Raw genomic sequence first — 26,961 nt, 5'->3', positions numbered from 1 at the left:
GGCACAGGGGGAGTTCTTAATATGAAGCGCAATGTTCGGCGTATTTTGGGTGCCAGTGTATCGGTTTTGGCATTGGCTCCTGTGGTGGGTGTGGCGGCGCCTGTTCCGGGTGTGGATGATACCGTTTCGCCTGCGCCGAGCGTGAGCCTTGAGCTCGAGCTTTCCGATATTGATCACGGTCCCGTGTTTGGCATCAGTGATGGCCCTTCGGTGAACGTTGATGATGTCTCTGAAGGTGAGATTCAGCAGTATGGCTCTGCTACGGGTGTGGCGGGTGTTGCTGATTTGCTGATCACCAACGTCGGTGACGTTACGATCCGCGCAATTGCTACTAACGACGGTACGGCTTACGCTGATGCCACATTGGAAACTGCGGTCTTCCAGTCTGCGCTTGCGAATAGCTCGGGCGGTGTTGCTGTCGTGGCCCTGGAGAATTCGGGTTCGCTGAAGGCGACTGTCCAGGCTGTCGCAGATTCCTCGTCTGCGAACGCGCAGGCATATCTCGAGGATTATGGTGTCTATCAGTACGCCGAAGGCGTGGCGAGCGCCTCGGTCTCGCTGAAAAACTCCAGTGCTCTGGAAGTGTCGGTGGAGGCTGTGGCTATTGGCTCTACCTACGATGCCACCGCTGAGGCCACCATGGATGCGGGGATTTATCAGTCGGCGGATAGCGAAGGCGCGGCATCGGTCGAGCTTGACAACACCGGATCGCTGACATTGGCCACCATCGCGTCGGCGACTGCGTATGACGACGCTGATGCTGAGGCTTATGCTTACGGCGGTATCGAGCAGCGCGCGCACTCTGGCGAAGACAGTGGTACCGTATCGCTTGTCAATGGCGTTGCTGGCGCAGCGGCCGATGCGCAAGCTGCGATTGAGATCAGCGTGGCCGCTGTTGCGAAAGGTGAAACGGCCGAAGCGAACGCCTACAATAAATATGCGATTGATCAGAGCGCGAGGGCTGACAACCCCGGCAATGCGGCATCGGTCGCTATTGCCAACAACGGGGCGCTGGCGATCACTGCCTTGGCAACTGCATCTGCGGGTTACGAAGCTGATGCGTATGCATCGGTGTCGTCCGCGATTGAGCAGAGCGCGGTAAGCTGGGATGGGGCCGCTTCCAAAGTGGCTTTGGGCAACAACGGATCGTTGACCATATCGGCCAAGGCCATCGCTTCCGCATCCGAATACGCTGATGCGACCGCGTATAACCAGTATGCCATCGATCAATACGCCGAAACGCAGGATGGCGGAACGGCTTCGGTCGCCATTACCAACACCGGGTCTCTTAATGTCATCACGGTCGCTGACGCTATTGGCACCGATGTTTATGCTTATGCGAATGCGGTCAGCGCCATCGAACAGTCCGCCGATGCCGAGGAGGGCAGCGCGAGCGTCGCGTTGACCAATGGTTCGAGCGGGGCGATCAATCTGCTGGCAACGGCCAATGCGACTGGCACCTATGAAGCCAATGCAGTGGCGAGCAACGAATATGGGATCGCGCAAGAAGCTTCAGCTGAGAACGCCGGGAACGTGGCGAGCGCATCGCTCACCAACGACGGGGCGATCACGTTATTTGCTGGCGCGGTGGCCAAAGCCGACGACGCTTATGCCTACGCTGAATTGGATGGTGGCGTATACCAAGACGCTGACGGCGACGAAGGCGCGGATGCGATTGCGTTGACTAGCAATGTTGGTTCGCTCGATATTCTGGCGCAGGCGGATGCTACCGGTGTAAGCGATGCGGATGCCCGGGCTTACAATTACTATGCGCTGAGCCAGGAAGTTTCGAGCGAAGACGGCGGACTTGCCACAGCGCAGATCGATAACAGCGGGGCGATCAACGTCGCCGCAGTTGCCAATGCGATTGCGACGGACGCGGGCGCGACCGAAGCCTATGCCTATGCCAAAGTCGAGAGCGCCATTGTGCAGGACGCCGAAGCGGAAGAAGGTTCGGCTACCGCCAGTCTGACCAATGCTTCGAGCGGGGCAATAACCATTGCAGCGACAGCGGTTGCCGACGGTGCGGACTACGCAACGGCGAGTGCTTCTGTCGAATGGGCGATCGGCCAGTATGCCAGCGCGGAATTGACAGGGCAGGTTGCGAACGTCACGTTGACGAACGACGGCACAATTACGATTGCGGTCGATGCAAAGGCTAGTGCGGAAGATGCCTATGCCTCTGCGTCGATTGACTACGCCGTGTATCAGGATGCGGAAGGTGATGATGGGGCTGATGCAGTCGCGGCCATCACCAATACAGGCACCTTGAATGTTACCGCTGTTGCGGCCGCTGTAGGTGGAACCTCCGCTGAGGCGAAGGCTTACTATTATTCGGGCATTACCCAATATGCCGAGGCCGACGGTGGTGGCAACGCAGCGGTGACGCTGGACAATGTCGGCACACTCAACTTCACGGCGACAGCAGACGCCACAGGTGATGACGCCTACGCCAACGCATGGATGGACACTGCGATCTATCAAAACGCTGACGCGGATGGTGGCACCGCCTCGGTTCAGTTGACGAACTCGGGTACGGTGAATTTCACCGTTGACGCAGCAGCTGTTGGTGATGGCACGGGTACCGCCTATGCAACCATAGAACAGGCGATACATCAGAGCGCAAATGGTGCGGATGGTAGCGCCGTGACCTTCACCAATACCGCAACCGGTGTGGTCAATGTCAATGCGGTGGCCGTTGCAACTGCCGATGATGCTGACGCCTACGCCGGTGTGTGGGGGCTTGAGCAGCAAAGCAATGTGGATGGCGCGAAATTCACGGTAAATAACGCTGGTACATTCAACGCTGTCGCCAACGCGGTTGCCAACGGTGCAACTTATGCAGAGGCTCAGGCGACAGCTTCGGCAATTTACATCAATTCAAACGGCGAAACCGGACTGGTTGATGTAGCCAATTCTGGTGTGATCAACGTTGCTGCAACGGCTGGCGCGAACGATCTTGCTGAAGCCCATGCGTGGGGCCTTGGCGTCGATGCATCGGAAGGCGAATGGTCCGGCGCGGTTAGCGGTACCATCGACAACAGCGGCACGGTCAAGGTCGTGGCTAAGGCCGATGCGAAAGGTAGCGACGCGTCGTATGGCGGTTATGCCGAAGCAACGGCAGTGTGGGTTGACGCCGGTTCCAATAACATCAGCCTGACGAACTCTGGCACCATTCAGGCCGATGCGGTGACCGATGCCGGTGGCTCGCCTTATGCGACCGGCGTGGGCATCTGGGGCGGCTCGGGCGATGACCAGTTCACCCTGACCAATGCTGCGGGCAACATCATTGCACGCAAGAGCACCGATCTGGGCGCGACATACACCTGGGGCACGGCGATCCGTACCGATCAGGCGACCACACCCGCTCTGCTCAACTGGCAGGGCAATGGCGTGACTTATTCGGGGGTCTATCCCAATGTCGCGCTGACCGATGCACAGTTCGGCTACATCTACGGCAACGTCGAGATCAAGAACGGCGATGAGATTGTCGTGTCGAAGGGGGAAACCTGGTTCGACGGTACGATCAATGTCCCAACCCCTGACTATTACCCTGACAGCATCGAGCCTGCGGCGATTTACATCGCTCCAGCGGATGGCGCGCTGACGATTGCGAACGATGGCCTGCTGTTCCTGCTCGATGATCGGTACGACTTCGTCACCGGGAAGGATTATTCCGGGCCGTCGAAGGTCAATGTCGACACCTTCACGATCGAAGGCAAGGGCGTGCTGGCCATGCACCTGCCGACAGTGGGGGCAAGCGCGGTTACCGCAGGCGATCACCCGCAGGTCTTTGCCAACACTGTCAACCTTGATCCGGATGGCAAGGGCAACGAGGCGATCCTCGAAGTGCGTCAGGCGTCGGCCAATGGCCTCTACGATGACCATTACCGTTACGAAGACGTGGTTGTCGCGCTGAGCGGCGCCGAAGGTCTGACCGGCAAGTTCGCGCAGGTCCGCACACAATCCGTGCTGCTGTCGGCCAAGGACGACTATTCGGATAACGATGGCACGATCGATCTTGACGTGACCCGCGTTGGGTTCGGCAATGTGGCTGGCCTGAATATCAACCAAACCGCAGTGGGCGATGGCATCGAAGGGACGTATGCCCCAACGCTGACCGGGCCTTATGCCGGAATGCTGTCTTCGCTGTTCACCATTGCGAACGAGGGTGAATATGCTCTGGCGCTCGATCAGCTTTCCGCTGATCTCTATGCTGGTTACCTGCGTTCCGCGACCATGGCCGGTGCCCGCTTCAACGGCCTGATCTATGACATGGCCGAATGCGGCAAGGGTTCGATCACCAACGAACTGTGCCGCAGCGAAAACGGCGGTCCGCGCATCTGGCTCACGGGCAACTATGGCCGTGTGGATACCGATGGCGATGCAGAAGCCAGCGGCTTCAAGGCTGATCAGTACTACATTGCAGCTGGTGTGGACTTTGCGGTGAGCCCGAACTTCGTGCTCGGCGTGGCTGGTGCCTATCTCGAAAACAACCTGGAATTCGACCTGTACAACGGAAAGATCGATTCCAACGGATGGCAGGCAGGCATTTATGCGAACCATGACACCGGCAAGTACTACCTGAAGGGTGCGATCAGCTACTCCGACCTGGATGGCGATTCGAGCCGTATGGTCGGCTTCGGGCAAACCCCGGGCTTCAATAATGGCCGTCCGTTTGGCGGGACGATTACGGGTGATCCGGATGTGAATGTCTGGGCAGCTGGTGCAGAAGCTGGTGTTCGTTTCCCGCTGGGCGAAAACGCAACCATCACGCCGTACGCTTCGCTTGACTACGCTCACGCCAAGCTGAAGCGCTTCACAGAACAGGGTCTGCCGGGTGCCAACCTGACAGTCCGTGGCAGCGATGAGTTCTTCGCCAGCGAACTGGGTGTGGAACTGGCCGCACAGTGGGGCAACGTTGCGCCTTACATCCGCGGTGGTTGGCAGCATAACTTCGGCGACAAGCGCGCCAAGTTCACGGGTGCCTTCGTGGACGCTCCGGCAGGCACGAGCTTCGATGTGATCTCGGAACGCTTCGCTCCTGACGCAGGTGTTGTGGAAGTGGGTCTGGCTGCACAGTTCAGCCCGAACTTCAACGCACACCTGGGTTATCAGGGTCGCTTCTCGAGCAACGTCGAAGAGCACACCGGTGGTCTGACGCTGAGCTACCTCTTCGGTGGCGCAGAACCGGCAGCCCCGCCGCCGCCGGCTCCCCCGGCTCCGCCGCCGCCGGCTCCGCCGCAGGTTGTTTGCAACAAGGGTCCGTACATCGTGTTCTTCGACTGGGATAAGTCGGACATCACGCCCGAAGCTGCAACCATCCTCGACAGCGCTGTAACGGCTTACGGCAACTGCGATGTGGTTCCGATCATGCTGGCCGGTTACACCGACCGTTCGGGTTCGGACCGCTACAACATGGGCCTGTCGGCTCGCCGCAACACCTCGGTGCGCGGTTATCTGACCTCGCGCGGTATCCCCGACGAGCGGATTTCCAGCCAGGCGTTCGGTGAAGCCAACCCGCGCGTTCCGACCGCCGACGGCGTTCGCGAACTGCAGAACCGCCGGGTGGAAATCACCTACGGTCCGGGTTCGGGTGAATAATGCAAAAGCCCTGGGGGATGGGGATTTCCTTGAACCCAGAGCAAGAAGTTAGAGCCTGAGATGGAATAGCTCCCTCAAAATGCGAAGCTATCTCAGGAAGGCGGTGTTGGTCCTGGTTCCAGCACCGCCTTTTCTCGGTTTATCACTTGGTATCAAAAGGATGATACCGCCCTTCCTGCGTCGTTTAGGTGCTGTCAGCCTTGTGCGAACCGCTCTCCACTGGACGCGTCACGCCTTGCCATATCGCGGGTGTTGGTGACATAGCTTTCAAGAACTTCGCTCGCGTGATCAACGGCACGCTGCGTTGTCTGCACCAGGCACTGCGATGAAGGTTACGGTTTCTTTGGGCAGTAACAAGCTGCCTTTGACGGCAACACCCCGTAAACTCCGGATACGTCCTTGCTGATCCAGTATCGGAGACCTTCCATTAATTTTCACCTTGGTCGTATCGAGGGGAACGCCGGACATTACCCATGCTTGCGCTTGAGATGGGAAAGCCAGCCTTTGCGACGTGGCGCCGATGTTCAGCGCGACAAGCCCCACGCCACCGTGGGCACCTGGCAAACACTGGGCGTAAAGACGCAGGTCGGGTGAGGGCGAACGGGGTGATGCCAGCACCCCTTGCCCCATCGTTCGTTTCCACAGCACTGCCGCCCAATAGCTCGGCCGGGGGTCCATTGTGTCCCGGTCGATCAGTGCATAGTCTGAGGTGGCAAACGTGTTGTGCATCACCACCTGCACACCCTTTTGCGCGAGAATGCCCAACTGATTTACGTATCGAAACGTGTCGAGGAAGGTTGCGGCCCAAGGGGATCCACCGCAAGCAGCCTGACCTGTTTCCGTGTTCCATATGGGTTTGCCGGGTTCATATTTGTCGCGAAGCCCGTTGTAATATTTGAGATCTGCAAGCGTCGCATCCAGCCATGCCGGCTTGAGTGCATCGTCCTTGATTGCCTCGCCAATCTTCAACATCCTGCAACGTTCAGAAACCTGACCATAAAAATGGTAGGATACGGCATCGACGCTGTTTGGAGTTCGAAGCATCAGGCTTTCGGTGCTGATGTGGCCGCCGCCAAAGGCGTTGACAGGAATGCCGCCGCCAAGGCCGTCACCGCCAACACCGCCGGGCCCGAGAATTTTCATAGTCGGGATATTTTGTCGCGCCCAATTTCTGAATTGGCGAAAATCAACAGCGTAATTGTCTGCATTGTAGCCCTTGGGCATGCCGAGGGTCGCGCTTGGCACGTTCGGTTCGTTGAAAAACTCAGCCGCGGCAATGGTTCCGCCTTCCTTGCGGGTAAGATCAAGCATGCGTTGCGCTTGTTCGCTCCGCCACCTGCCGTCGTGGTCACGGGCCCCGCCGCTTGCTGCAAAGCTGGTAACAATTGGTGCATCTACCGCCTTGGAAAAGGCAATGACATCACGCCATTGTTGCCGGGTAAGAACCTGTTTGTAACCCTCGGGTGGTTGAGTGAGATGCTCATGCTCGGCTTCAAGGTAGGTGTTGTTCGCCCAGGTGCCACTGACCCGCATATATGCAGGTCCAAGATGCTTCGCGAGCGACTGCAAGCGTGAATTGCGCAGATCGAGAGGGTCGCGATGACGATAAACTTCGTCTGGGGGACCGCCATAAGGTGCCCAGAACCGGCCGCCGGTCACTTCAACCATTTCAATGTTGTACGATTGGAAACGCGCATCGACTGTGGCGATCTTGGGCAGCGTGGAAAGTTCCGATAACGCTGTCGGTTCTTGTTTTGCACCGGCAACCGTAGTCGAACCGCACAAAATAGCCGCTGCAGTAAACAGCCTGATATGTTTCAAGGAACCCTCCATCAAACCATGCGTCACTTGGCTGTGATAATTGCAGCTAGCGGCTCAATTTCTGACATCCATTCCCCGTGGTAGCACGTATGTGCGGTGTACATGCCCATCGCATGGACACAACGATCGATCGAACCGTCGCCACACCCACATTCGTGCCATGGCCCGAATGGACCGCAGCATAGCTCAAACAGGCGGCCTTCGGCGTCCCGCCGCCACAGTGGAAACCTGGCAAGCTGATCAGGCTGCCACGTCGAGAGCGTCAGGCGGAATGTTTTGCGGTCCACCAATATCGTAAGCTTGGCTGAGCAGGCCAACAAAAGCGTTGTCATGCAAGGGATCAGTCGGGACGTCGAACGCGATCCCGCGCTTCCCCATATCGTCCATCAACATGCCAATGGCAGTCTCTGCACAGATGTCATCGGTGTGTTCGTACGTCCGTTTAAAATCGTCCATGTCCTTGAACAGACGTGCGCCCCAATGGACGAGGAAACGCATTTCCTGTGCTGGAACATGCTGATTTACCTTGCCGAATGTTTCGAGCCGCCACCCCGTTGGATTTTCAGGATCAGCGGCGAACTTCGTCGTGATGTCCATGCCTTCCGGCTTCCGCATGGATACCGGACCGGTCGCCTGTCCGTGATGGAACATCATTTCGTTCTCAACAACGACCGCTTTACCCCACATGGGAGCATTGATCTGATAGGGATCAGCGCTTGGACCATTTGGCCAACAGTTAAACCCGCCGCCAACTTTTCCGTTGTAATACCATGCGATGACCTGCCCTTTTTTGGAGCGCCAACGGTCAAACAAGCGTGATTTCGCCATGGTCAACAACAGCCAGAGCGGCGTGTTTTCCATGGTCATGCCACGAAATACAGTGCCGTCCAGATGCGGCGGGCCTCCGATCGGCGTCGGACCTTGTATGTTGAACAAGAAGGTTTCCGGTTCAGCATACTGACAATCCCAGTAGTTGCGAACAAGCTCGAGAAAGCGTGAGTTGTAGTAGCAGTCTTCAACTTCAGGATAGAAGCACGTTCCGCCCCGGGCGAGATATCCGCGAAATACCGGGTTCAGCCCAATCATATCCCAAGTCAGTTTGACACCTTCCGGTATCGTACCGGACGTTGTCGCGATAACTTCCTCAGGGGTGCTGAAATTTTCAGCCATGATAAGGGGCCAGGGCCCGTTTTTCCGAACAATGTTGAGCAAGCGACTGTGCTGATCATCGGTGTAAGCATCATCGATTAACTGCGGTGGTGCAACGGGGCGAAAATTCTCTGCAAGCTCGCGGAGCATATCTCGGTTCTCCTGCTATTTAGAATAATTGTTGGGACGGATGTGACCTGATCCGGCCCGGCAAGTGATCAGATTGTCAGCATGTGCATTTGGCGTGTCGGCACACGCTGCGCATCAGCGCGGGACGTGACATGGAAATCCTGTTGGCGAGGCGATCGCAAATCGTGCCAGATACGCGAATTGTGGCGCGGAATTGCAAGAATGACCTTCTTTTGCCCATCCCCGCCACGGTCGCGGTAGTATCCATGAGCACTTCCGCACTGGACCCAGGCGGTGTTCTGGAGTGCGGTATCCACGTCATCGACAAAGGCCCTGGTTGCCTCGGGCGTGACGTCAAATGTCGATAGATGATCGTCGACCATCCACTGTAACAGTTCAATAATGTAGTGGACCTGCTGTTCGCTAACCACCGCGTGGTTAGCAACGAGATAACTGTAAGGCGCGCCCATGAATACGAAGTTGGGGAACCCTGTGATAAGCATGCCTTCGTAACTGAAAGGATGCGGATCAAACGCCTCATTCAGCGTTTTTCCACCTAGGCCACGAATATCGAACTGCCGGCCAAAATGGAGATTGTAGCCGGTTGAAAGGAGCAGCACGTCGCATTCGATGCGCGTGCCATCAGACAGAATGACGGCACTCTCGTCAGCTTCCACGAGTTCACCGCGGACAATGGAGACATGGTCTTTCTTGAGGGTTTCGTAGAAGCCGCAATCGAGAATGGGGCGTTTGGCAAAGACGGGAAAATCGGGGGTCAGCAATGACACCATGTCCGGATCGTCGGGAAAGTGGCTTTGGAGATAGGCATTGGCATAGGCCTTCATCCCATCATTGATTGGCCCGAACCCACCGGTTTGCCGGGCATACGCCTCATCCTTCATGATCATGCCATGCATGTCACCCATTTGGCTTTCGAGGCTCTGTAATCGCTTCCAGTTCGCCACGAACGGGATTTGCTCCATCGCCAATCTTTCCAGTTCTTCGACCGGTGCATGCGCTTGCGGGTTGGGAATAATATACTCGGGCTGCCTTTGTATGATCACCAGTTCGTCGACTTCATCGGCAATTGCCGTCGACACCTGGACGCCTGAACATCCGGTGCCCACCAAGACGACCTTTTTGCCCTTGAGATCAACCGAATGGTCCCAGGCGGCGGAATGGATCACCGGCCCTTTGAACTTGTCGAGATTTTGGACGTTGGGGTAGTTGGGGTTGTTGTTCGGGCCCACAGCCATAAGCAACACATTGCATTCGTGGATTTCGCGCGCGCCGTCACGAACGGCCTTCACAACCCACACATTGCGCGAACTATCCCATTCGGCACCCTCGACCCAAGTTCCAAACTGAATTTTGTCACGCAAATTGTACTTGTCGGTCACCCTCTCGAGATATGAGAGGAATTCTGGCCCTCGGGGATAGTACTTTGTCCACGATGCGTTCGGTTCGAACGAAAATGAATAGACCCTGCTCGGCGTATCAACAGCAGCACCAGGATACGTGTTGGTCAGCCAGTTGCCACCGACTTTTTCCAAGCCTTCAAGAATTTCGAAATCGAACCCGGCTTGCTGTAACTTTATTGCCGCGTTGATCCCCATCATTCCAGCGCCAACAACCAGCACCTTAAAGTCGGCCGGCGGCACATTCTCGGGCTTGCGAATACGGGTATCGGTTGTGAAGCCTGCATGTTGGAATGCAACCTCAACAGACATTTCAGGCAAATCTTTGCCGAGCAAAAGTCGCGCCATTTTGCGAAACATTGGCATGTCGAGATGCGGCATCAGTGGCGACTTGCCGGCCTTCACCACAGCGCGAAGAGCTTCTCGAATTTCGGTAGAGATCAAAGGGTCAACCAGCCTCCGCTCGGCATGCTCATAGATATCTCTGAAGGCTTCAACGTGCCCTTCTTGACGACCCTCTAGGTGATCCCAGTAGTGCCGCAGCAATGTCCGATCCCCGGTGATCTGGATCAGGGCCATTAGCGCCATAATGGGGTCGAGTGAATCTATTGCACAATCGAGTTTTGGTTCGCCATCCATCGTGTTGATTACCTTCGTACCATGCATCCTCTGGCTCCACTTTTTGGTGAGCTTATTACGCTCTTGCCCAATAATTACATCCTAGTGTGTAATTAGTCAAATGCCCGGCGAAGGCTTGCCTCGCTCGTGCAAGTGGGCAACAGGGCAGGCATGAGTTCACCGAAAAGCCGAGCAGGACGCCCAAGCCCGGAGCAGGCGGAGCGGAAGCGGGCAAATCTGATTCTCGCAGCACTCGATGAGTTTGCGCGCGTGGGTTTCAGTGCGGCATCCATGCGCGATATCGCGAAAGCAGCTGAGATTTCCAGCCGCACTTTGTACAACTACTATCCAGACAAGCTTGCCTTGTTTGCCGCATGTCTGGAGCATTCCGGGCACGCCATTCAACCTACGCTCCCGAAGCTGTCTGGCGACCTTCACTCTCAGTTGGTGAACTACACAGTTGCCATGCAAGAGCAGCTATCGACACCTCAAGCGATGCAGATCACGACATTGATTTTTCGTGAAGCCAACGGATTCGATGCGCTGCGAGACATCGCGCGGGAACAGTTCGAAAGATATCAGGTGGCACCTGTTGCGAGAATTCTGGAGGATCACAACATGAGCGGTGATCAGGCAAAGCTCCTGGCGCCACAGTTTGTATCCATGGCATTTGGTGAATGGCAACGCCGTGTCTTGTTCGGCGGCCCCCCTCTTACCAAGGAAATTGCCACAACACAGGCGCAGATTGCGGCAGACATATTCATTTCTGGAATAAGTCACTTTTATAAATTGTGATCGACGCCAGGGCGTTGTCGGTGCGTTGCGAACTGCTCTCGTTTCTAACGTGGGATCACCGCGCGTTGAGGATCATCCGATGCGATTTTGCCACTCGGCGAGGGCAGTCGAGTGGCGAAGTCGGAATGTCTGACTGCCGAAGTCGTTGCATTGCTCGCTCTCGTCGCTGAAATGGCCGATGAGAATTTTCGGTATGGTTCCTGAGATAACGACCTGCCGAAATTGCCCAGGTTCTTCATCGCCGCTGGATAGGAACACGGTCCGCCGGTGACGATCTGTCAGCTTGCCCGTGACGCTTCAGAACCTTCCGCAAAGCCGCATCTTTGTCGCGTTTTCTGGTCGCATAGCGCTCGAGAACTTCACCCTCGTGTTCAACGGTGCGGGGCCATCCTTTTACCCCCTTGGCAACCGCGCATTCTGGCATATAATAATTTTATTACTTGTGGTCCTCGAGAGTGCGGGTTTGGGTGTTAAAATGCAGTATTTAAATGATATTTCTAGAAATAATGCGCGGGTTGAGCGACATGTTTCAGAGCGAATCGGCTTGCGTATCCCGGAAGAATGCCGCGAAGGCGTGATGCGCAATGTACGGCTGCTGCAACATCATATCGATACGATGCGGGGCGCTGCGGCATGAGTGAGTACACCTTGTCAGGCGGCGCATCTGCCTTCGCTGTCGCCGCTGCAGTACGTAGTGGGCAAGTGAAGGCAGTTGCTGTCGCGCAGGCTGCTTTGCAGCGCATTACCCTCCGCAATCCCGCAGTGAATGCGATAACGCGCGTGCTGGAGGAAAGGGCTTTGGCGGAAGCTGCCACTGTCGATGCTGCGGTTACAGAGGGGCGCGATCCGGGGCCTTTGGCTGGCGTACCTTATGCGGTGAAGGATCTGTTCGACATTGCCGGGCTTTCCACCACGGCTGGGGCAGCGCGACTGGAACATGCTCCGCCCGCGACCCGCGATGCAGAAGCAATTGACCGCATGCGCCAGGCAGGGGCTGTGCTGGTGGGCACCTGCAACATGGATGAATTTGCCTATGGTTTCGTCACAGACAACGCGCGTTGGGGGCAAACGCGCAACCCCCATGATCTCAGCCGTTTTGCCGGTGGATCGTCGGGCGGTTCCGCTGCGGCGGTTGCAGCCGGTATGGTGCCGCTTGCGCTTGGCTCGGACACCAATGGCTCCATTCGTATTCCGGCAAGCCTGTGCGGCCTCTATGGCACCAAACCGTCGCATGCATCGCTGCCGCGCGATGGGGTTTACCCCTTTGTCCATACGTTGGATGACATTGGCGCCTTTGCGCGCACAGCGGGTGACCTTGCGCTGGTCGAAGCCGTCTTGCGCGGAGATGCCCAGCCCGTGCCTGCCGCGTCGCACCGTGCGGCGTTTCTCGACGGATGGTTTGCCCGCAATCTGTCCCCAGGTATGGAGGCAGCGATCGGCCGACTGCGGGAGGGATTGGGCAATGCCCCTATCGTCGCGTTGGAAGGGGTCGACCGTGCACGATCAGCGGCCTATCTGATTACCGCCTATGAAGGGGGGCAACTGCATCGCGACGGCTTGCGGATCGATCCTCTCTCGTTTGATCCGGCCACGCGTGATCGCCTGATCGCGGGTGCGGCCTTGCCCGAAGCGGTCTATCAGGAGGCATTGGCGTACCGCGCGGTCTTTGCCGCCCAGTTTGCGGATATTTTTCGGCAATACGACGTGCTGATTGCCCCGGCGGTATACGGCCCCGCGCCGCTGATCGATGATCCGATGATCCCCATCGATGGCGCTATGCAGCCCGCACGGGCCAACCTTGGTCTCTATACCCAGCCGATCAGTTTTCTCGGGCTGCCCGTGGTGGCTGCGCCGCTCGCTGTGCCGGGTCTGCCCATGGGGGTACAACTCATCGGCGCGCCGGGATGTGACCATACCGTGCTCGAATTTGCCGCTCAGCTTGAGGCCCAAGGCCTGATAGCCAGCACTCCCTTGCCAGAGGCCGCGTGATGATCATCAACGATCCTGCCGTTGTGGCGGAAGTAACTGCCCAGTTCGAACGCTATGAAAATGCGCTGATGCGTGATGATGTCGCTGCGATGGATAGCCTGTTCCACGATGCTCCCACAACCGTTCGCTTCGGTGTTGGTGAAGTGCTTTATGGAGCAGATGAAATTCGAGCCTTCCGCAAGGGGCGGGGCGGATCACCGCAAAGGCGCTTGGGGCGGCTCGAAATCGCCAGCTACGGCAACGATTTGGCGACGACCAACGTCGAATTCTTCCGCGATGGCTCATCGCAGCGTGGCCGACAGAGCCAGACATGGGTGCGCTTTGTCGATGGCTGGAAAATCGTCAGCGCGCACGTCTCGCTCGAAGGTGCCGGATCATGAAAGCTCTGCTCGCGCGGTTCTATATCGACCCCTATCTGCTGATGTTGCTGGGCACGGTGGTGCTGGCCTCGTTCCTGCCGCCGACCGGGATATGGGCGCCCATTTCCGGCATAGTTGCGGATATCGGCATCATGGTACTGTTCTTCCTGCATGGCGCGCGGCTGTCACGTCAGGCAGTGTGGGACGGTGCGCGCAACTGGCGGCTGCATCTGGCGGTGGCGGCCATGACTTTTGCGGTGTTTCCGTTGCTGGGTACGGGTATCCAAGTTGTTCCGGGCCTCGATCGTGAACTCGCAACAGGACTGCTGTTCCTCACCCTGTTGCCTTCCACAGTGCAGTCGTCGATCGGGTTTACCGCGATCGCGCGGGGCAATGTCGCGGCGGCGGTGTGCAGCGCGTCCTTTTCCAATCTCGCGGGTATCCTGCTGACGCCACTGCTGGTGGCGATGCTGATCACCGGGAAAAGCGGCGGGGTGTCGGGGCACATGGTGCTGACCATTGTGGGGCAGTTGCTGTTGCCATTTCTGGCAGGGCATTTGCTGCGGCCATGGATAGGCGCTTGGGTCACGCGGCAGAAACAGATGCTGGCCGTTGTCGACAAGGGCTCCATTCTCATGGTGGTCTACGCAGCCTTCGGAGCCGCGGTTGCCGATGGCCTCTGGTCGCGGGTTTCGGTGCGTGATTTGGCTGTGATCCTGCTTCTGTCGGTCGCGGTACTGGCCGTGGTCATGGGGATCGCCCGCGTCACCGCGCTGGTCATGAAATTGCCGCGCGCCGATGCCATTGTGCTGCAGTTCTGCGGATCGAAGAAGAGCCTCGCTTCGGGCGTGCCGATGGCAGGCGTGCTGTTCGCACCGGAGCAGGTCGGCGCCATTCTACTGCCCGTGGTGATTTTCCATCAGGTGCAACTCGTAATTTGCGCGGTGCTGGCCCAGCGTTATCGCGTTGCGGCGGAAAAAGCAGAATCCTCGGGCGGTGCTTCGCCTGAACCGCTGGTGACATAGCGACGGATCAGGTCGACGGCATGGTCGCTCCAACGGGCGCGCCATGCCACATCGCGCAGATCGGTGCCAAGAACCGCCGAGAGCGAATAGCCGTTGGCAAGATGGAACCGGGCCAGCGCCGTGATCGTGACATAGAGATCGAGGGGATCGATGCCCGGGCGGAACTGGCCGCACCTTTCACCCGCACGTACGATTTCGGCAAGACGGGTGTTCAGCGCCTCTCGCGACTGGCTGATTGTGTCAGAAGTGCTGACCACGCGTCCGCGCAGATCATTCTCCGAACGGATAATCCCTTCGAAATCGGGATGCTCAGCGAAATACTGCATGGTGAAGCGCTGCAACTGTTCGAGGCAGCCCAATGGATTGGACAGATCGAAATTGAGCGCAGCTTCCTGCATGCGCAAGTCGGCGTAGGCCTCCTCCACGACGGCGCGGTACAAGTCTGCCTTTGATCCGAAGTGGTGGTAGATCATCCGGATATTGCATCCTGAACGCGCGACAATCCGCTCGATCCGCGCGCCGGCGTAACCATTCTGGCCAAATTCGCGGGTGGCTGCGCGAAAAATCTGCGCGCGGGTGCGATCGGCATCGCGTTTGCGCGGGGGTGTTGCCTTGGTGCTCATGCCAGTTGTTGTTCCAGTTCCACGCGCACTTCTTCGGCGAAACGGCTGACCGACGAGCCAATGGCGCTATTCTTGCGATAAATCAGGCTGAGCGGCTGCATACGGACCCCACGATCAAGAATGGGAAGATAGACCAGTTCCCCCCGGCGCGCTTCGTCCACGATGTCGATCTTGGTCATAAAAGTCACGCCTTCACCGTCGCGGGCCAGCGCCTTCATGTAACTGACGGAGCTGGATACGATCTGGGGCTGGAAGGGCAGGTTGGTTTGCATGAAAGCATCGCGGACAATGCCATGGATGCTCATGGACGGATCGCCCACGATAATCGGGTAGTGGATGCATTCGTGCAGGCGCACTTCGCCTTCGGCAGCGAGGGCATGATCCGGCGTGACAACCGCACCAAGGCGGGTTTCGAATTGATGCAATACGCTTGAGCCGGGTACATCGGAAATGTTGTAACCCAGCGCCAGATCCCATTCCCCGCTGGCGAGGCCTGCAGCAAGTTGCTGGCGAAAAACACTAAAAACCCTAACCTGGATTCGCGGATGAATCCGGCGAAAGGTTTGGGTGACTCGCGGCATGAGATTGGCTGCAAGATTCTCGAACGTGGCGATTGTGATCGTTCCGGCCTGCAAGCCGTTGAGCGCGGCGATTTCGGATTGGGCCTTGTCGTGCTCTTTCAGGGTAGCGCGGATATGGCGCAGGAGAATTTCTCCGGCCGCTGTGGGGCGTACGCTACGCGGCAGGCGTTCGAAGATTTGTGTCCCAATTTCTGCTTCATAAGCAATGATTTGGCGGTTAATCGCGGTCGACGCGACATTCAGATGCGCCGCTGCCTTGCGGATCGATCCGCGCCGGGCAACCTCATCAATATAACGCAGCAGGCGGGCATGAAGCATGATGTCGGATAACTCGTTCAGGGATAATTGAGTGAGATCATAAAGGCATCACTCCGAGAGTAAAAGAGTTCTTCAGGATGGCACTTATCTATGGTCTATTCGATTCGAGCCAAGGGAAAGAGCGTCGTTAAAAAGGCGTAGTCCTTCGGGTCGCAAACAATGAATCATAAAAAATAACAAAATATTCGTGGGAGTGATCCACTAAAACAGTGAGGTCGCGTGTAATGAATAATGTTCGTTTGACTGTATCTATATTAACGGGTGCTTCGTACTTTTCTCTTGCTTTCGGGGCATTTGCTAACACGAGTTCCGATATTTCTGCCGATATGGCGGATTCTACCAGCGCAACGGGTCTTGAGGAAATCGTCGTTACTGGCGAGAAACGGGAAATGTCGCTTCAACGTGCGCCGATTTCCATTACGGCCGTCGATGCCGCAGCGCTGCAACAGCGCAATGCCAACGAACTGAACGATCTCAACGGATTGGTTCCGGGCTTGGCGATCACCAAGAGCGAAGGGTCGGCCCGCATCGTGGCCATCCGCGGGATCGGGTATGAAACCCCCGCCAACCCCAATTCGCAGCCGGGCGTCGCCTTTCACATCAACGGCGTTTACATTGCCCACGTCATGTCGCTGGCGCAGGACATGCTGGACGTCGAACGGGTGGAAGTGCTGCGCGGGCCGCAAGGCACGGTATTCGGGCAGACATCCACCGGCGGTGCGATCAACGTGATCACCCGCAAGCCGAAGCTGGGCGAAGCCAGCGGGAACGTGTCCTTCAGCTATGGCAATTATGATTATACAAAGCTCAATGCCGGGCTGAACATCCCCATCAGCGAGACGCTGGCAGCCCGCGTGGCGGCGCAATACATGCGCCACGATGGCTACGGCAAGTCGATCGGGGTTGCCAACGTCAAGGAATACGACCTCGATGACGCCAACAATCTTGGCCTTCGGGCATCGCTTCTGTGGCAGCCGTCGGATCGGTTTACCGCCGTCCTTTCGGCCCAGTCGTTTGATTCCTCGCGCCACGGCGCGCTGCAGAAGAATGTACTGGACACCACGCCGGGTGCTCGCGTCGTTAATCAGGACTATCCCAGTACCTATGATCTGAAGACGCGTATGGCTGATTTGCTGCTGACATACGATCTGGGTGATTTCGCCACGCTGAAGTCGGTCACGGCTTATCAGTACATGGACAAGAACCAGACCGCCGATACCGATCGTATGGCCGATGACTTCTATGTCCATACCGTCCACTGGCGCGACTGGAGCAAGGCTTGGACGCAGGAAGTATCGCTGAGCGCCAAGCCGGGATCTGCGGTCGAATGGACCGTGGGCGGGTTCTACATGCGCCAGCGCGCAGTGAAGGATTACCTCTCGCTCGGAAATACGCCTGCGGTAACCTATCAGGGCATGCCGGTCGTGTTCGCTACGAACAGCCCGTACCAGCACACTTCGCTGGCAGCCTATGGCCAAGCGGTATGGAAGGCGACCGATGCCCTGACGCTGACGGCGGGAGGACGGTACAGCTGGGACAAGACAACGACCCAGCCATATAACTTCTTCAACTTGTTCGGTCCTGCACCGCATCGCAAGTCGATTAGCGATGCCTTCACCGGAAAGATCGGGATCGATTACCGGATCGCGCCTACCAACATGGTCTATTTCGTGGCGTCGCGCGGCTACAAGCCGAGCGGGGTGAACACCAATCAGGGCATGACGGTGGTGCCGCCGGATTACAAGAAGGAGATCGTCACCGCGCTTGAACTGGGCACGAAGAATGAATTCTTCGACCGCAAGGTGCGTCTGAACGTTTCAGGCTACTACTACTGGTACAACGATTATCAGTTCACGGCCGAAGACCCCCGCGTCAATTCGGGGGGGAGCTGGAACATTCCCCGGGCGGAAATTTACGGGCTTGAAGTGGAGGCATCGGTTCTGCCGTTCGAAGGGTTCCGTCTGGACGGGATGCTGTCGCTCGCCAAGGGGCAGTTTAAGGGGGACTTCTATACCATCGACTCCCAGGGGGCTTTGGCCATCCGCACCGAAGCGGCAATGGAGCTCGGCCTACCGATGCCCTATATCACCAGCTACGGATATAACCCGGCGCTGATCCAGGCGGTCACCGACAATCTGCAGAACACCAATGGCAACAAGGTCGCCAAGCTGCCTGGTGTGCAGGCCAATGTCTCGGCCACGTACGATACCGATATAGGTCCTGGCCAGCTCATGGTGCGCGGCGAGATGGTGTACCGTGGCAGCTTCAATTCGCGCATTTTCGATGGCGGTCCGCTGGACAAGGTGCCGAGCTACACGCTGTTCAACGCCGCCATCCAGTTCAAGCCGCATGACAGCGCCTTCACCTTCGCTGTCTCTGCCCAGAACCTGTTCAACAAGGATGGCGTGAATGCCAAGTTCACCGACCCTTACGGTGCGCTGACCACCAGCGTCGAATACGTCAATCCGCGGCAAGTGTTCGGGACGATCAGCTACGCGTTTTGAAGAACCGCTCCGCGAGAGGATGGCCGGCGGAAACATCCCCCTCCGTTTCCGTCGGCCACAACAAGGACAAACAAATGCTGACTACCAAACAGCCCGTACTGAAGAACTTCTGGTACGCGACCGTGCCGCTCTCTGCGATTGCAGACGGCCCGGCACCGTTCCGGATTATGGGCGAGGATATTGTACTGTTTCTCGATGAAGCGGGCGAACCTGCCGCGCTTCTCGACCGTTGCTGCCACCGCACCGCCAAGCTGTCCAAGGGATGGTGTGCCAAGGGCGAAATCGTCTGCGGGTATCACGGCTGGCGTTATAACCGGACCGGGCAGGTCACGCTTGTTCCCCAGCAAAAGCAGGGACAGACCACACCCGATTTCCGGGTGGAATCGTTCCATTGCAAGGCGCGCTATGGTTATGTCTGGGTTTGCCTGGGCGAACCGCTGGCCGATATCCCGGAGATTGCAGAAGACAGCGAGCCCGGTTTTCGCCGCATCCAGCAGTTCCACGAAGTGTGGCACTGTTCGCCGCTGCGCTTCATGGAAAACTCATTCGACAACGCGCATTTCGCTTTCGTCCACAAGGGCACCTTTGGCGACATGGCTCAGCCAGTGCCCAAGCGTTACAAGATGACCGAAACCGATTTCGGTTTCGAGGCAGACGCGGTGGTCGATGTGCTGAACCCGCCCGCTTCGCACCGGGTGACCGGAACCACCGAGCCGGAGATCGAACGTCGGCTGCGTAACCGCTGGTATCTGCCGTTCAGCCGGCGGCTGGATATCGAATACCCCACCGGCATGCGCCACATCATCTTCAATTGCGCGACACCGATTGACGACCAGAGCATTTCGATCGCGCAGATTCTGTTCCGCAACGATCGCGAAGACGATTGCAGCACGGCGGAACTGATCGCGTGGGATCAGGCGGTGATCGACGAGGACAAGGAAATCCTTGAATCCACCGATTACGACGCGCCGCTCGACACCAGTACGGGCGAAGAAAGCTCCATGATTTCCGACCAGCCGGGCCTGATTGTGCGCAAACGCCTGCTGCGGCTGCTGCGCGACCACGGGGAAGAGGAGCAGCGTGCCGAACACACCGCACGCTTTCGCGGCTCACCCGTGACTGCCGTATCCCAACCTTCCGTCTTTCTCGCTGCACAAGGGAACTAAGCCCATGCCCGACACCGCAATTGCAGACACTTTCACCGTCACACCTATTGGCAATGGCTTCGGTGCCGAAATCACCGGCATCGATCTGGCTCAGGCGAGCGATGAGGAACTGGCCGCGCTGGCTAAAATCTACCGCAGTGGCAGCGTGATGGCGATCCGTGGCCAGACGCTTAACCCCGACGAGCTGGTGCGTTTCTGCCAGACGCTGGGGACCATGGAGAACCACACCCGGGAACAGTTCACGCTGCCCGGTTATCCGACGATCTATGTGCTGTCGAACAAGGAAGTCGATGGCCGGAAGATCGGTGTTCACCGCGATGGTCTGGGTTGGCATTCGGACGGGACGTATCTGGCAGAACCGCTCGACACGACGGTGCTCTATGCGCTGGAAGCCCCACCCGAAGGGGGCAACACCATGCTGGCGGATATGCATTCGGCCTATGAGGCGCTGAGCGACGCGGAAAAGGCCGAGCTGGACCAGATCCAGTCGCTTCACAGTTTTGTCTTCCTGATCGGCCAGCTCGATCCACAGGCGCAATCCGTGGTCACTGAAGACCAGAAGCGACGCGCGCCCGATGTTGTGCACCCGTTGGTGCTCGAACGGGAAAACGGTGCCCGCAGTCTCTATCTCAGCAGTGGTTCTATCCGCGAATTTGTGGGCCAGGACCCCGAGGCCAGCCGCCAGCGGGTGCGCGATCTGATCGCCCATTCCACGCGTGACGAGTTCGTTTACAACCACAAGTGGGAAGTGGGCGATATCCTCCTGTGGGATAACCGCTATTCGCTCCACCGTGCGACCGAGTACGACGACAAGGCCTATACCCGGCTTGTTTATCGCCTGTGGGTCAACGGCGAAACAGGACTGGCCGCATGACCGCCGCGGTGCGCGCCCCGCGGACTGGCTCCGCCGGAACCGCTTCTGCGCAAGTCGGGGTGAAGGGCTGGTCGCTGATGGTGCTGGTGTGCCTCTCTCTGCTCAATTTCCTTGGCTTCGCGTCCACCTTTTCCGCGCTTGGCGTAACGCTGCCATCGATGGTGGCGGATCAGGGTTGGTCTTGGACAGTGGCCGGGCTCGGGTTCACTTTGCTGGGGGTGTCGAGCGCGTTTTCGTCGTTCTTGCCCGCGCTGCTGATCCGTCGCATGGGGGTGCGCACACCGCTTGTTCTCGGCAGCTTTGTGCTGTCTGGTGGCCTTCTGACCCTGAGCCAGGTCGGCGCCATTCCCCCCTTCCTGCTGGGGGCGATGCTTTGTGGGATCGGCTTCCAGCTGATCGCTGTGATCCCCGGAACCCACGTTCTTTCCAGCATGTTTTCGCGAAGGTCGCTGGTGTTCGGAATTTACATGACATCGGGTTCGCTCGGCGGTGTCGCCGGTCCGTGGATCGTACTGGGCACTATTGAAACCTTTGATCAGAGCTGGCGCATGGTGTGGGTCATCCTCGCCACGGCGGTGTTTGTCATGGGGCTGATCTGCGCTGCTGTTGTCAGCAAGGGTAGCGAGACGCACAAGCAGCAACGAACAGGCGACGCAGCCGTGCAGGAGGAAACCGGGTTCGCGGTGCGCGATGCGCTGCGCAGGCCGCAATTCTGGCTGATTTGCGGGGCCTATCTCAGCCAGCTGCTGATCCTTAGTTCGGTGGCCAGCATGTCGGTGGCGCATCTCAGCGAAACGGGTACGGTTGCGGCCGTTGCGGCTGCCATGCTCAGCCTTGAAGCCGCCGTGCAGGTGATTGCGCGTCTGTTTGGCGGCGCGATTGGCGAATTTGTCAGCCGCAAGACCCTGATGATTATCGGCCTGACCTGCCTGACAGTGGGCGTCTGGACGCTGTCCGGCGCGCAGGGAACGACGATGTTGCTGATCTACGCTTTGATCACCGGTGTGGGCATCGGCTTTACCGCACTGTCGTCAACGCTGCTGCTGCTCGAATGGTTCGGCAAGAAGCATAACCTCGAATTGTTCTCCATCATGTGCACGCTGGTGGCCTTTTCTGCAGTCAATGCCCTGATCGGCGGTGCGATCCGCGATGCGACCGGGTCGTTTACGCTCGCCTATCAGCTGTTCGGCAGTTTCCCGGCGCTCATCCTGCTGGCGAGCTTCTTCGCCAAGCGGCCTCGCATGGCGGAGGATGGCCAATGAACCCGCTTGGTTCCACCCCGCGTAACCGGTGGCGGGTATCGCCGGAATGTGCCGATCTTGTCCGGCCGGACTTTCCGGTCAGGGCCATCGAAATTCCGGCGCAGCCACGCAGTGTGCGGCTGGATATGGCGCGGACCGCCGTGCTGGTGATCGATATGCAGAACGACTTCTGTCATGCGGATGGCTGGCTGGCCTCCATCGGGGTCGATATCGCCCCGGCGCGCGTGCCGATCGAACCACTTACGCAGTGCCTACCGGTGCTGCGCGCGGCAGGGGTGCCGGTACTGTGGGTCAACTGGGGCAACCGGCCCGATCTGCTCAACATCAGTCCGGCGCTGTTGGGGGTCTACGATCCCAATGGCGAAGGCGTGGGGTTGGGCGCGCCGCTGCCCGCCAATGGCGCGCCGATCCTGGAAAAGGGGAGCTGGGCGGCGGCCACGGTCGATGAACTCGCGGCTGCGCCGAACGATATCCATATCGACAAATTCCGTATGTCGGGGTTCTGGGATACCCCGCTTGACAGCATCTTGCGCAATCTGGGCGTGACAACGCTGCTGTTCGCCGGGGTTAACCTGGATCAATGCGTGATGTGCACGCTGCAGGATGCCAATTTTCTTGGCTACGATTGCATCCTGCTCGATGATTGCAGCGCTACCACATCGCCCGCGTTCTGCACTGATGCGACGCTTTACAACATCAAGCAGTGTTTCGGCATGGTGGCGCAGAGCAGCGATGTCATGCGGCAGATTGCCTTGCAGGCAGGGGGCAGGGCTGATGCTGGCTAACTGGACGGATCTGACCTGGCCCGATTTCAGGCAGATCGATTTTGAGCGCGCGGTGGCGGTGATGCCAGTCGCTGCCATCGAACAGCACGGGCCGCATTTGCCGGTGTCGGTGGATAGCGATCTCAATGCGGGGGTTATCGCTGCGGCGGCGGCCTTCGTGCCCGATGATCTGCCGGTCTATCTCTTGCCGCAGCTGGCGATTGGCAAAAGCAACGAACACTCGGCCTTCCCCGGCACGCTGACAGTGGGGGCAACAACGCTGATCGCGTTGTGGACCGAAGTGGCGGAAAGCGTTCTGCGCGCAGGTTTCCGCCGGATCGTTCTGTTCAATTCGCATGGTGGTCAGCCCCAGATCGCCGATGTCGTGGCGCGCGACCTGCGCGTTCGCTTTGGCGCGTTGGTGGTCGTGGCCAACAGCTATGGGCTTGGCACACCCGATGGGTTGTTCGGCGATGATGAACTCGAATTCGGTATTCATGGTGGCGATATCGAAACATCGATGATGCTGCATTTGCGCCCGGAAGCGGTGCGCACGGGCCTGGCCGGCACCTTCCCTTCCGCCGGCCAGGCCATCGCGCAAAAATACGAGGTGCTGCGTCTCGAAGGGGCCGTTGGCATCGGCTGGATGACGCAGGACGTGAACCCCACCGGTGCGATTGGCGATGCCGCGATCGCTACGGCGGAGAAGGGCGCGCAGGCGGTGGACTATGCTGCGCGGCGTCTGGCGCGGTTGCTTGGCGAAGTCAGCGCCTTTCCCCTGCTCGATCAGGAGTTACGACCATGACCACCCTGCTGCCCCCTGCGCTGCTGGCGCGTGTCGGCGCGTGCGAGGCCTACCGTATAGCCCCTGACGACACGAATTACTTTGCGATACTGTTCGATCCGCAGACAGAGGAATTTGCCAATGTCTGCGTGGTTGAAATCTTTGAGGCGGGCGGACGAACCCCACCCAACAGCCACCAGATTGCGCACGAATTTTTCTATGTTCTGGAAGGGCAGGGCATCGCCCATTGCGGCGGAGATAGCTTCGCAGTGGCCAAGGGAGACGCCCTCTTGCTGAGGCCTGGCACCGAACATGTGATTGAAAACACCGGCAGCGGGCGGCTTTATACGCTGACCGTGATGACCCCTAACGAGGGGTTTGCGGAATTGATCCGCAGGGGGGAACCGGTGGAGCTTGATGCCGCGGATCGCGCTGTCCTGTGTGCGGGCGGTGGGGGATGACGGTCTGCGTTTTCGGGTCCATCAATTGCGATCATATGCTGCGGGTTGAGCAGCTTCCCCGCCGTGGCGAGACAGTCCCTGCTCTCGGTACCGGCACGGGTTTGGGCGGCAAGGGCGCCAACCAGGCCGTGGCTGCGGTGCGGAGCGGGGCGGTGACCCGGATGTTCGGCGCTTTGGGGGATGATGCTGCGGGGGCCTTGCTCTACACGCAATTGCATGGGCACGGAGTGGATGTCAGCGACGTGGCTGTACAACCCTGCATGCAATCCGGGGCGGCCTATGTCACGGTTGGGGCAGATGGCGAAAACCATATTGTCGTGGCGGCCCATGCCAATGCGGCGGCATCCCCGCCAGATGAAGCCGCGCTGCGCGGTTGCGCGGTCGCCCTGGCGCAACTTGAAACGCCGGTCCCGGCTATCGGGGCGTTCTTCGATGCCGCCGCGCGAACAGGCGCTCTGTGCATTCTCAACGCTGCCCCGGCTGTCGCAGACGGACGCGTTCTGTTTGCCCAAACAGACGTTGTGATCGTCAACGCGGTCGAACTGGCCAGCTATCTGGGGGTAAAGGGTGAGGTCGACGATCTTGCCCGTGCCCGCGAACTCCTGTCCCGGCCGGGGCAATGTGTGGTGGTCACTCTCGGCGCGCAAGGGGCGGCGCTGATCAGCCATGATACCATAATGCATAGCCCGGCTGCGGCGGTGGACCGTGTGACTGACACGACAGGTGCGGGCGATGCATTTTGCGGAACGCTGGCCGCGCATTTGGCGGCGGGCGGCGATTGGACTTCCATTCTGGCGGCGGCGAATGCGGCTGCTGCCACATCTGTTCAGCGGCACGGAGCGCTATAGGTATGCTGCACACAACCTCTGCCTTGCGCGGCATGGTAACGTCACCGCATCATCTGGCCAGCCAGGCTGGGCTGGATGTTTTGAAACAGGGCGGCACCGCAGCGGAAGCCTGTGTGGCGACGGCGGCGACACTGGCGGTCGTCTACCCGCATATGAATTCCATCGGGGGCGACAGTTTCTGGATGGTGTCCGAGCCCGATGGCAGCGTGCATGCCGTGCATGGGTGCGGCAGCGCGGCGGCACGGGCTGATCTCGCGCTCTATGCCGGATGCCGGCAAGTGCCGTGGCGCGGACCACTGGCGGCCAATACAGTGGCCGGTACGATTTCCGCATGGGAAGCTGTTCTGGAAAGTAGCGCGGGGCATTTGCCGCTCGATACCTTGCTGCGCGCAGCGATCGGCTATGCCGAAAACGGTGTGCCTGTCACGAAAGGCGGCGCGGATATTGCAGCGGGGAAGGGCGCGGAATTGCGCGCGCAACCAGGTGACTACGCCCGCGTGTTTGAACCGCAGGGGCGCCCGCTGGTGTGCGGTGATGTGCTGGTACAACCGGCATTGGCCCGGACCCTGCGGCAACTGGTGCGCGAAGGGCTGGACAGCTTTTATCGCGGGCCTCTGGCACAAGCGCTTGCCGATGACCTTGATCGGCTCGGCAGTCCGGTTTCGCTGAATGATTTGCGCGATCATCGGGTAGAGCGCCCTGATCCGCTCCATACCCGGATTGGTGGTGCGACCCTGTTCAACACCGCCCCGCCGACACAGGGGCTGGCATCGCTGCTGATCCTTGCACTGTTTGACCGGGTGCGCGCGCGCGTTGGCGAAGGCGAGGCGACGCTGGTGCATCACCTGGTCGAGGCGACCAAGCAGGCCTTTATCGTCCGTGACAGGCATGTGGGCGATCCGGCCTATATGACGCTCGATCCGCAGAATCTGCTGGATAGTGATGGCGTCAAGGATGCAATGGCTGCCCGGATAGACAGTAACCGTGCGCTGCCCTGGCCCTATGAGCCAGCGCAAGGGGATACCGTATGGTTCTCCGCTGCCGATGCGCGTGGGCAAGTGGTCAGCGCGATCCAGAGCACCTATTTCGAATTCGGCTCCGGTCTTGTCCTTCCGCAGACAGGGATAATCTGGCAGAATCGTGGGGCCAGTCTTCGGCTGGAAGCCGATGGCTGGAATTGCCTGCGACCGGGGCGTAAACCCTTCCACACGCTTAACCCGGCGCTTGCCCGCTTCGATGATGGCCGTGTCATGGCCTATGGCACGATGGGTGGGGAGGGGCAGCCGCAGACGCAGGCGGCGCTGTTTTCACGCTATGCCTGGGGCGAAACGCCCTTACAGCAGGCCGTCACCGCGCCGCGCTGGCTGCTGGGACGGACATGGGGAGAGGAAAGCACTTCGCTCAAACTCGAGGCAGGCATGGCTGATGAAGTCTATACGCAATTGCGTGCGCTAGGGCACGATGTCCAAGTGGTGCCAGCTTTTAACAGCATGATGGGCCATGCAGGGGCAATTGTACGCAAAGCAAATGGGCTATTGGAAGGGGCGAGCGATCCCCGTTCGGACGGGCTGGTGGCAGCATTCTAAGTCGCAGGAATCGTCTGAGAGATGTCAGTCGGTTGTGATCTGCTTTCCGACTGAAAAATCGGAATCTACTTGGGGTGAGGATCATCCCATACTTATCGGCTCAGGTTAACGGCGTGGGGAGGGTGGCGTCATCCTTTTGGGACCATCGACTGCGCGTAAAGTCCCAATGACCGTCGGTCGCTATGGAACGAAGGCTTGATAAACAAACGGAAGGTTTTGGGGAGCGATATCGAGTAGCAGAACGACCGCTGTGTCGGCACATGCGGCAATCCTCAAAGGCCTA

20 protein-coding genes are annotated in these 26,961 nt (G+C 58.7%); 15 read left to right on the top strand and 5 right to left on the bottom strand.

What is annotated here, in order from left to right; translation table 11 throughout:
* The first annotated feature begins 21 nt into the window (after nt 1-21).
* Nucleotides 22-5,604 carry an autotransporter domain-containing protein gene (locus EGO55_RS21575; protein ID WP_021691853.1) on the top strand — a complete coding sequence of 1,861 codons (5,583 nt, stop codon included), beginning with the start codon at nt 22-24 and terminating at the stop codon, nt 5,602-5,604.
* A 288-nt stretch (nt 5,605-5,892) separates the two neighbouring features.
* On the opposite strand, the gene EGO55_RS04735 is transcribed toward EGO55_RS21575, so the two are convergent.
* The 3 genes from EGO55_RS04735 to EGO55_RS04725 all read right to left on the bottom strand — a co-directional run bounded on the left by EGO55_RS04735 (nt 5,893) and on the right by EGO55_RS04725 (nt 10,787).
* Nucleotides 5,893-7,425: a hypothetical protein gene (locus tag EGO55_RS04735; RefSeq protein WP_021691852.1), complete on the bottom strand. Its 1,533-nt coding sequence runs from the start codon at nt 7,423-7,425 to the stop codon at nt 5,893-5,895.
* Nucleotides 7,426-7,665: 240 nt separating this feature from the next.
* Nucleotides 7,666-8,724: a hypothetical protein gene (locus EGO55_RS04730; protein ID WP_021691851.1), complete on the bottom strand. Its 1,059-nt coding sequence runs from the start codon at nt 8,722-8,724 to the stop codon at nt 7,666-7,668.
* A 68-nt stretch (nt 8,725-8,792) separates the two neighbouring features.
* Nucleotides 8,793-10,787 carry a flavin-containing monooxygenase gene (locus EGO55_RS04725; protein WP_021691850.1) on the bottom strand — a complete coding sequence of 665 codons (1,995 nt, stop codon included), beginning with the start codon at nt 10,785-10,787 and terminating at the stop codon, nt 8,793-8,795.
* A 123-nt stretch (nt 10,788-10,910) separates the two neighbouring features.
* Here EGO55_RS04725 and EGO55_RS04720 point away from each other — a divergent pair, with 123 nt between their 5' ends.
* From EGO55_RS04720 to EGO55_RS04700, 5 genes are all read left to right on the top strand, one after another.
* Nucleotides 10,911-11,534 carry a TetR/AcrR family transcriptional regulator gene (locus EGO55_RS04720; RefSeq protein WP_021691849.1) on the top strand — a complete coding sequence of 208 codons (624 nt, stop codon included), beginning with the start codon at nt 10,911-10,913 and terminating at the stop codon, nt 11,532-11,534.
* A 283-nt stretch (nt 11,535-11,817) separates the two neighbouring features.
* On the top strand, nt 11,818-12,171 hold the full coding sequence (locus EGO55_RS04715) for a hypothetical protein (RefSeq protein WP_124916717.1): 354 nt from the start codon (nt 11,818-11,820) through the stop codon (nt 12,169-12,171).
* Nucleotides 12,168-13,523, top strand: a complete 1,356-nt coding sequence (locus EGO55_RS04710; protein ID WP_021691848.1) for an AtzE family amidohydrolase — start codon at nt 12,168-12,170, stop codon at nt 13,521-13,523. The genes EGO55_RS04715 and EGO55_RS04710 overlap by 4 nt, the downstream gene beginning before the upstream one ends.
* On the top strand, nt 13,523-13,903 hold the full coding sequence (gene hpxZ, locus EGO55_RS04705; protein WP_021691847.1) for an oxalurate catabolism protein HpxZ: 381 nt from the start codon (nt 13,523-13,525) through the stop codon (nt 13,901-13,903). Before EGO55_RS04710 ends, hpxZ begins: the two co-directional genes overlap by 1 nt.
* Nucleotides 13,900-14,907: a bile acid:sodium symporter family protein gene (locus EGO55_RS04700; RefSeq protein WP_021691846.1), complete on the top strand. Its 1,008-nt coding sequence runs from the start codon at nt 13,900-13,902 to the stop codon at nt 14,905-14,907. Before hpxZ ends, EGO55_RS04700 begins: the two co-directional genes overlap by 4 nt.
* Here EGO55_RS04700 and EGO55_RS04695 read toward each other — a convergent pair.
* Nucleotides 14,841-15,530, bottom strand: a complete 690-nt coding sequence (locus EGO55_RS04695; protein WP_021691845.1) for a TetR/AcrR family transcriptional regulator — start codon at nt 15,528-15,530, stop codon at nt 14,841-14,843. The two genes, EGO55_RS04700 and EGO55_RS04695, sit on opposite strands and share 67 nt — an antisense overlap.
* Nucleotides 15,527-16,429 carry a LysR family transcriptional regulator gene (locus EGO55_RS04690; RefSeq protein WP_021691844.1) on the bottom strand — a complete coding sequence of 301 codons (903 nt, stop codon included), beginning with the start codon at nt 16,427-16,429 and terminating at the stop codon, nt 15,527-15,529. Before EGO55_RS04690 ends, EGO55_RS04695 begins: the two co-directional genes overlap by 4 nt.
* A 389-nt stretch (nt 16,430-16,818) precedes the next feature.
* Here EGO55_RS04690 and EGO55_RS04685 point away from each other — a divergent pair, with 389 nt between their 5' ends.
* From EGO55_RS04685 to EGO55_RS04645, 9 genes are all read left to right on the top strand, one after another.
* Nucleotides 16,819-18,933 carry a TonB-dependent receptor gene (locus tag EGO55_RS04685; RefSeq protein WP_161566018.1) on the top strand — a complete coding sequence of 705 codons (2,115 nt, stop codon included), beginning with the start codon at nt 16,819-16,821 and terminating at the stop codon, nt 18,931-18,933.
* Nucleotides 18,934-19,007: 74 nt separating this feature from the next.
* Entirely contained in the window at nt 19,008-20,099 is a 1,092-nt protein-coding gene (locus EGO55_RS04680; protein ID WP_021691842.1) for an aromatic ring-hydroxylating oxygenase subunit alpha, read from the top strand.
* A gap of 4 nt (nt 20,100-20,103) precedes the next feature.
* Nucleotides 20,104-20,973, top strand: coding sequence for a TauD/TfdA dioxygenase family protein (locus EGO55_RS04675; protein ID WP_021691841.1), 870 nt, complete (start codon nt 20,104-20,106; stop codon nt 20,971-20,973).
* Nucleotides 20,970-22,235 carry an MFS transporter gene (locus EGO55_RS04670; RefSeq protein ID WP_021691840.1) on the top strand — a complete coding sequence of 422 codons (1,266 nt, stop codon included), beginning with the start codon at nt 20,970-20,972 and terminating at the stop codon, nt 22,233-22,235. Before EGO55_RS04675 ends, EGO55_RS04670 begins: the two co-directional genes overlap by 4 nt.
* The gene (locus tag EGO55_RS04665; RefSeq protein ID WP_021691839.1) at nt 22,232-23,020 is read left to right on the top strand and encodes a cysteine hydrolase family protein; all 789 of its coding nucleotides are present in this window, start codon (nt 22,232-22,234) and stop codon (nt 23,018-23,020) included. The genes EGO55_RS04670 and EGO55_RS04665 overlap by 4 nt, the downstream gene beginning before the upstream one ends.
* A complete protein-coding gene (locus EGO55_RS04660; RefSeq protein ID WP_021691838.1) occupies nt 23,010-23,804 on the top strand; it encodes a creatininase family protein in 795 nt (264 codons plus the stop codon). Before EGO55_RS04665 ends, EGO55_RS04660 begins: the two co-directional genes overlap by 11 nt.
* On the top strand, nt 23,801-24,244 hold the full coding sequence (locus EGO55_RS04655; RefSeq protein ID WP_021691837.1) for a cupin domain-containing protein: 444 nt from the start codon (nt 23,801-23,803) through the stop codon (nt 24,242-24,244). Before EGO55_RS04660 ends, EGO55_RS04655 begins: the two co-directional genes overlap by 4 nt.
* The gene (locus EGO55_RS04650) at nt 24,241-25,092 is read left to right on the top strand and encodes a ribokinase (RefSeq protein WP_021691836.1); all 852 of its coding nucleotides are present in this window, start codon (nt 24,241-24,243) and stop codon (nt 25,090-25,092) included. The genes EGO55_RS04655 and EGO55_RS04650 overlap by 4 nt, the downstream gene beginning before the upstream one ends.
* A 2-nt stretch (nt 25,093-25,094) precedes the next feature.
* Nucleotides 25,095-26,678 carry a gamma-glutamyltransferase family protein gene (locus EGO55_RS04645; protein WP_021691835.1) on the top strand — a complete coding sequence of 528 codons (1,584 nt, stop codon included), beginning with the start codon at nt 25,095-25,097 and terminating at the stop codon, nt 26,676-26,678.
* Nucleotides 26,679-26,961: the final 283 nt, after the last annotated feature.

Origin of the sequence: Caenibius tardaugens NBRC 16725 (assembly GCF_003860345.1) — a bacterium.
Taxonomy (GTDB): domain Bacteria; phylum Pseudomonadota; class Alphaproteobacteria; order Sphingomonadales; family Sphingomonadaceae; genus Caenibius; species Caenibius tardaugens.
Note: the sequence above shows the minus strand (reverse complement) of the source record. Positions and strands in the feature narration are given on the sequence as shown.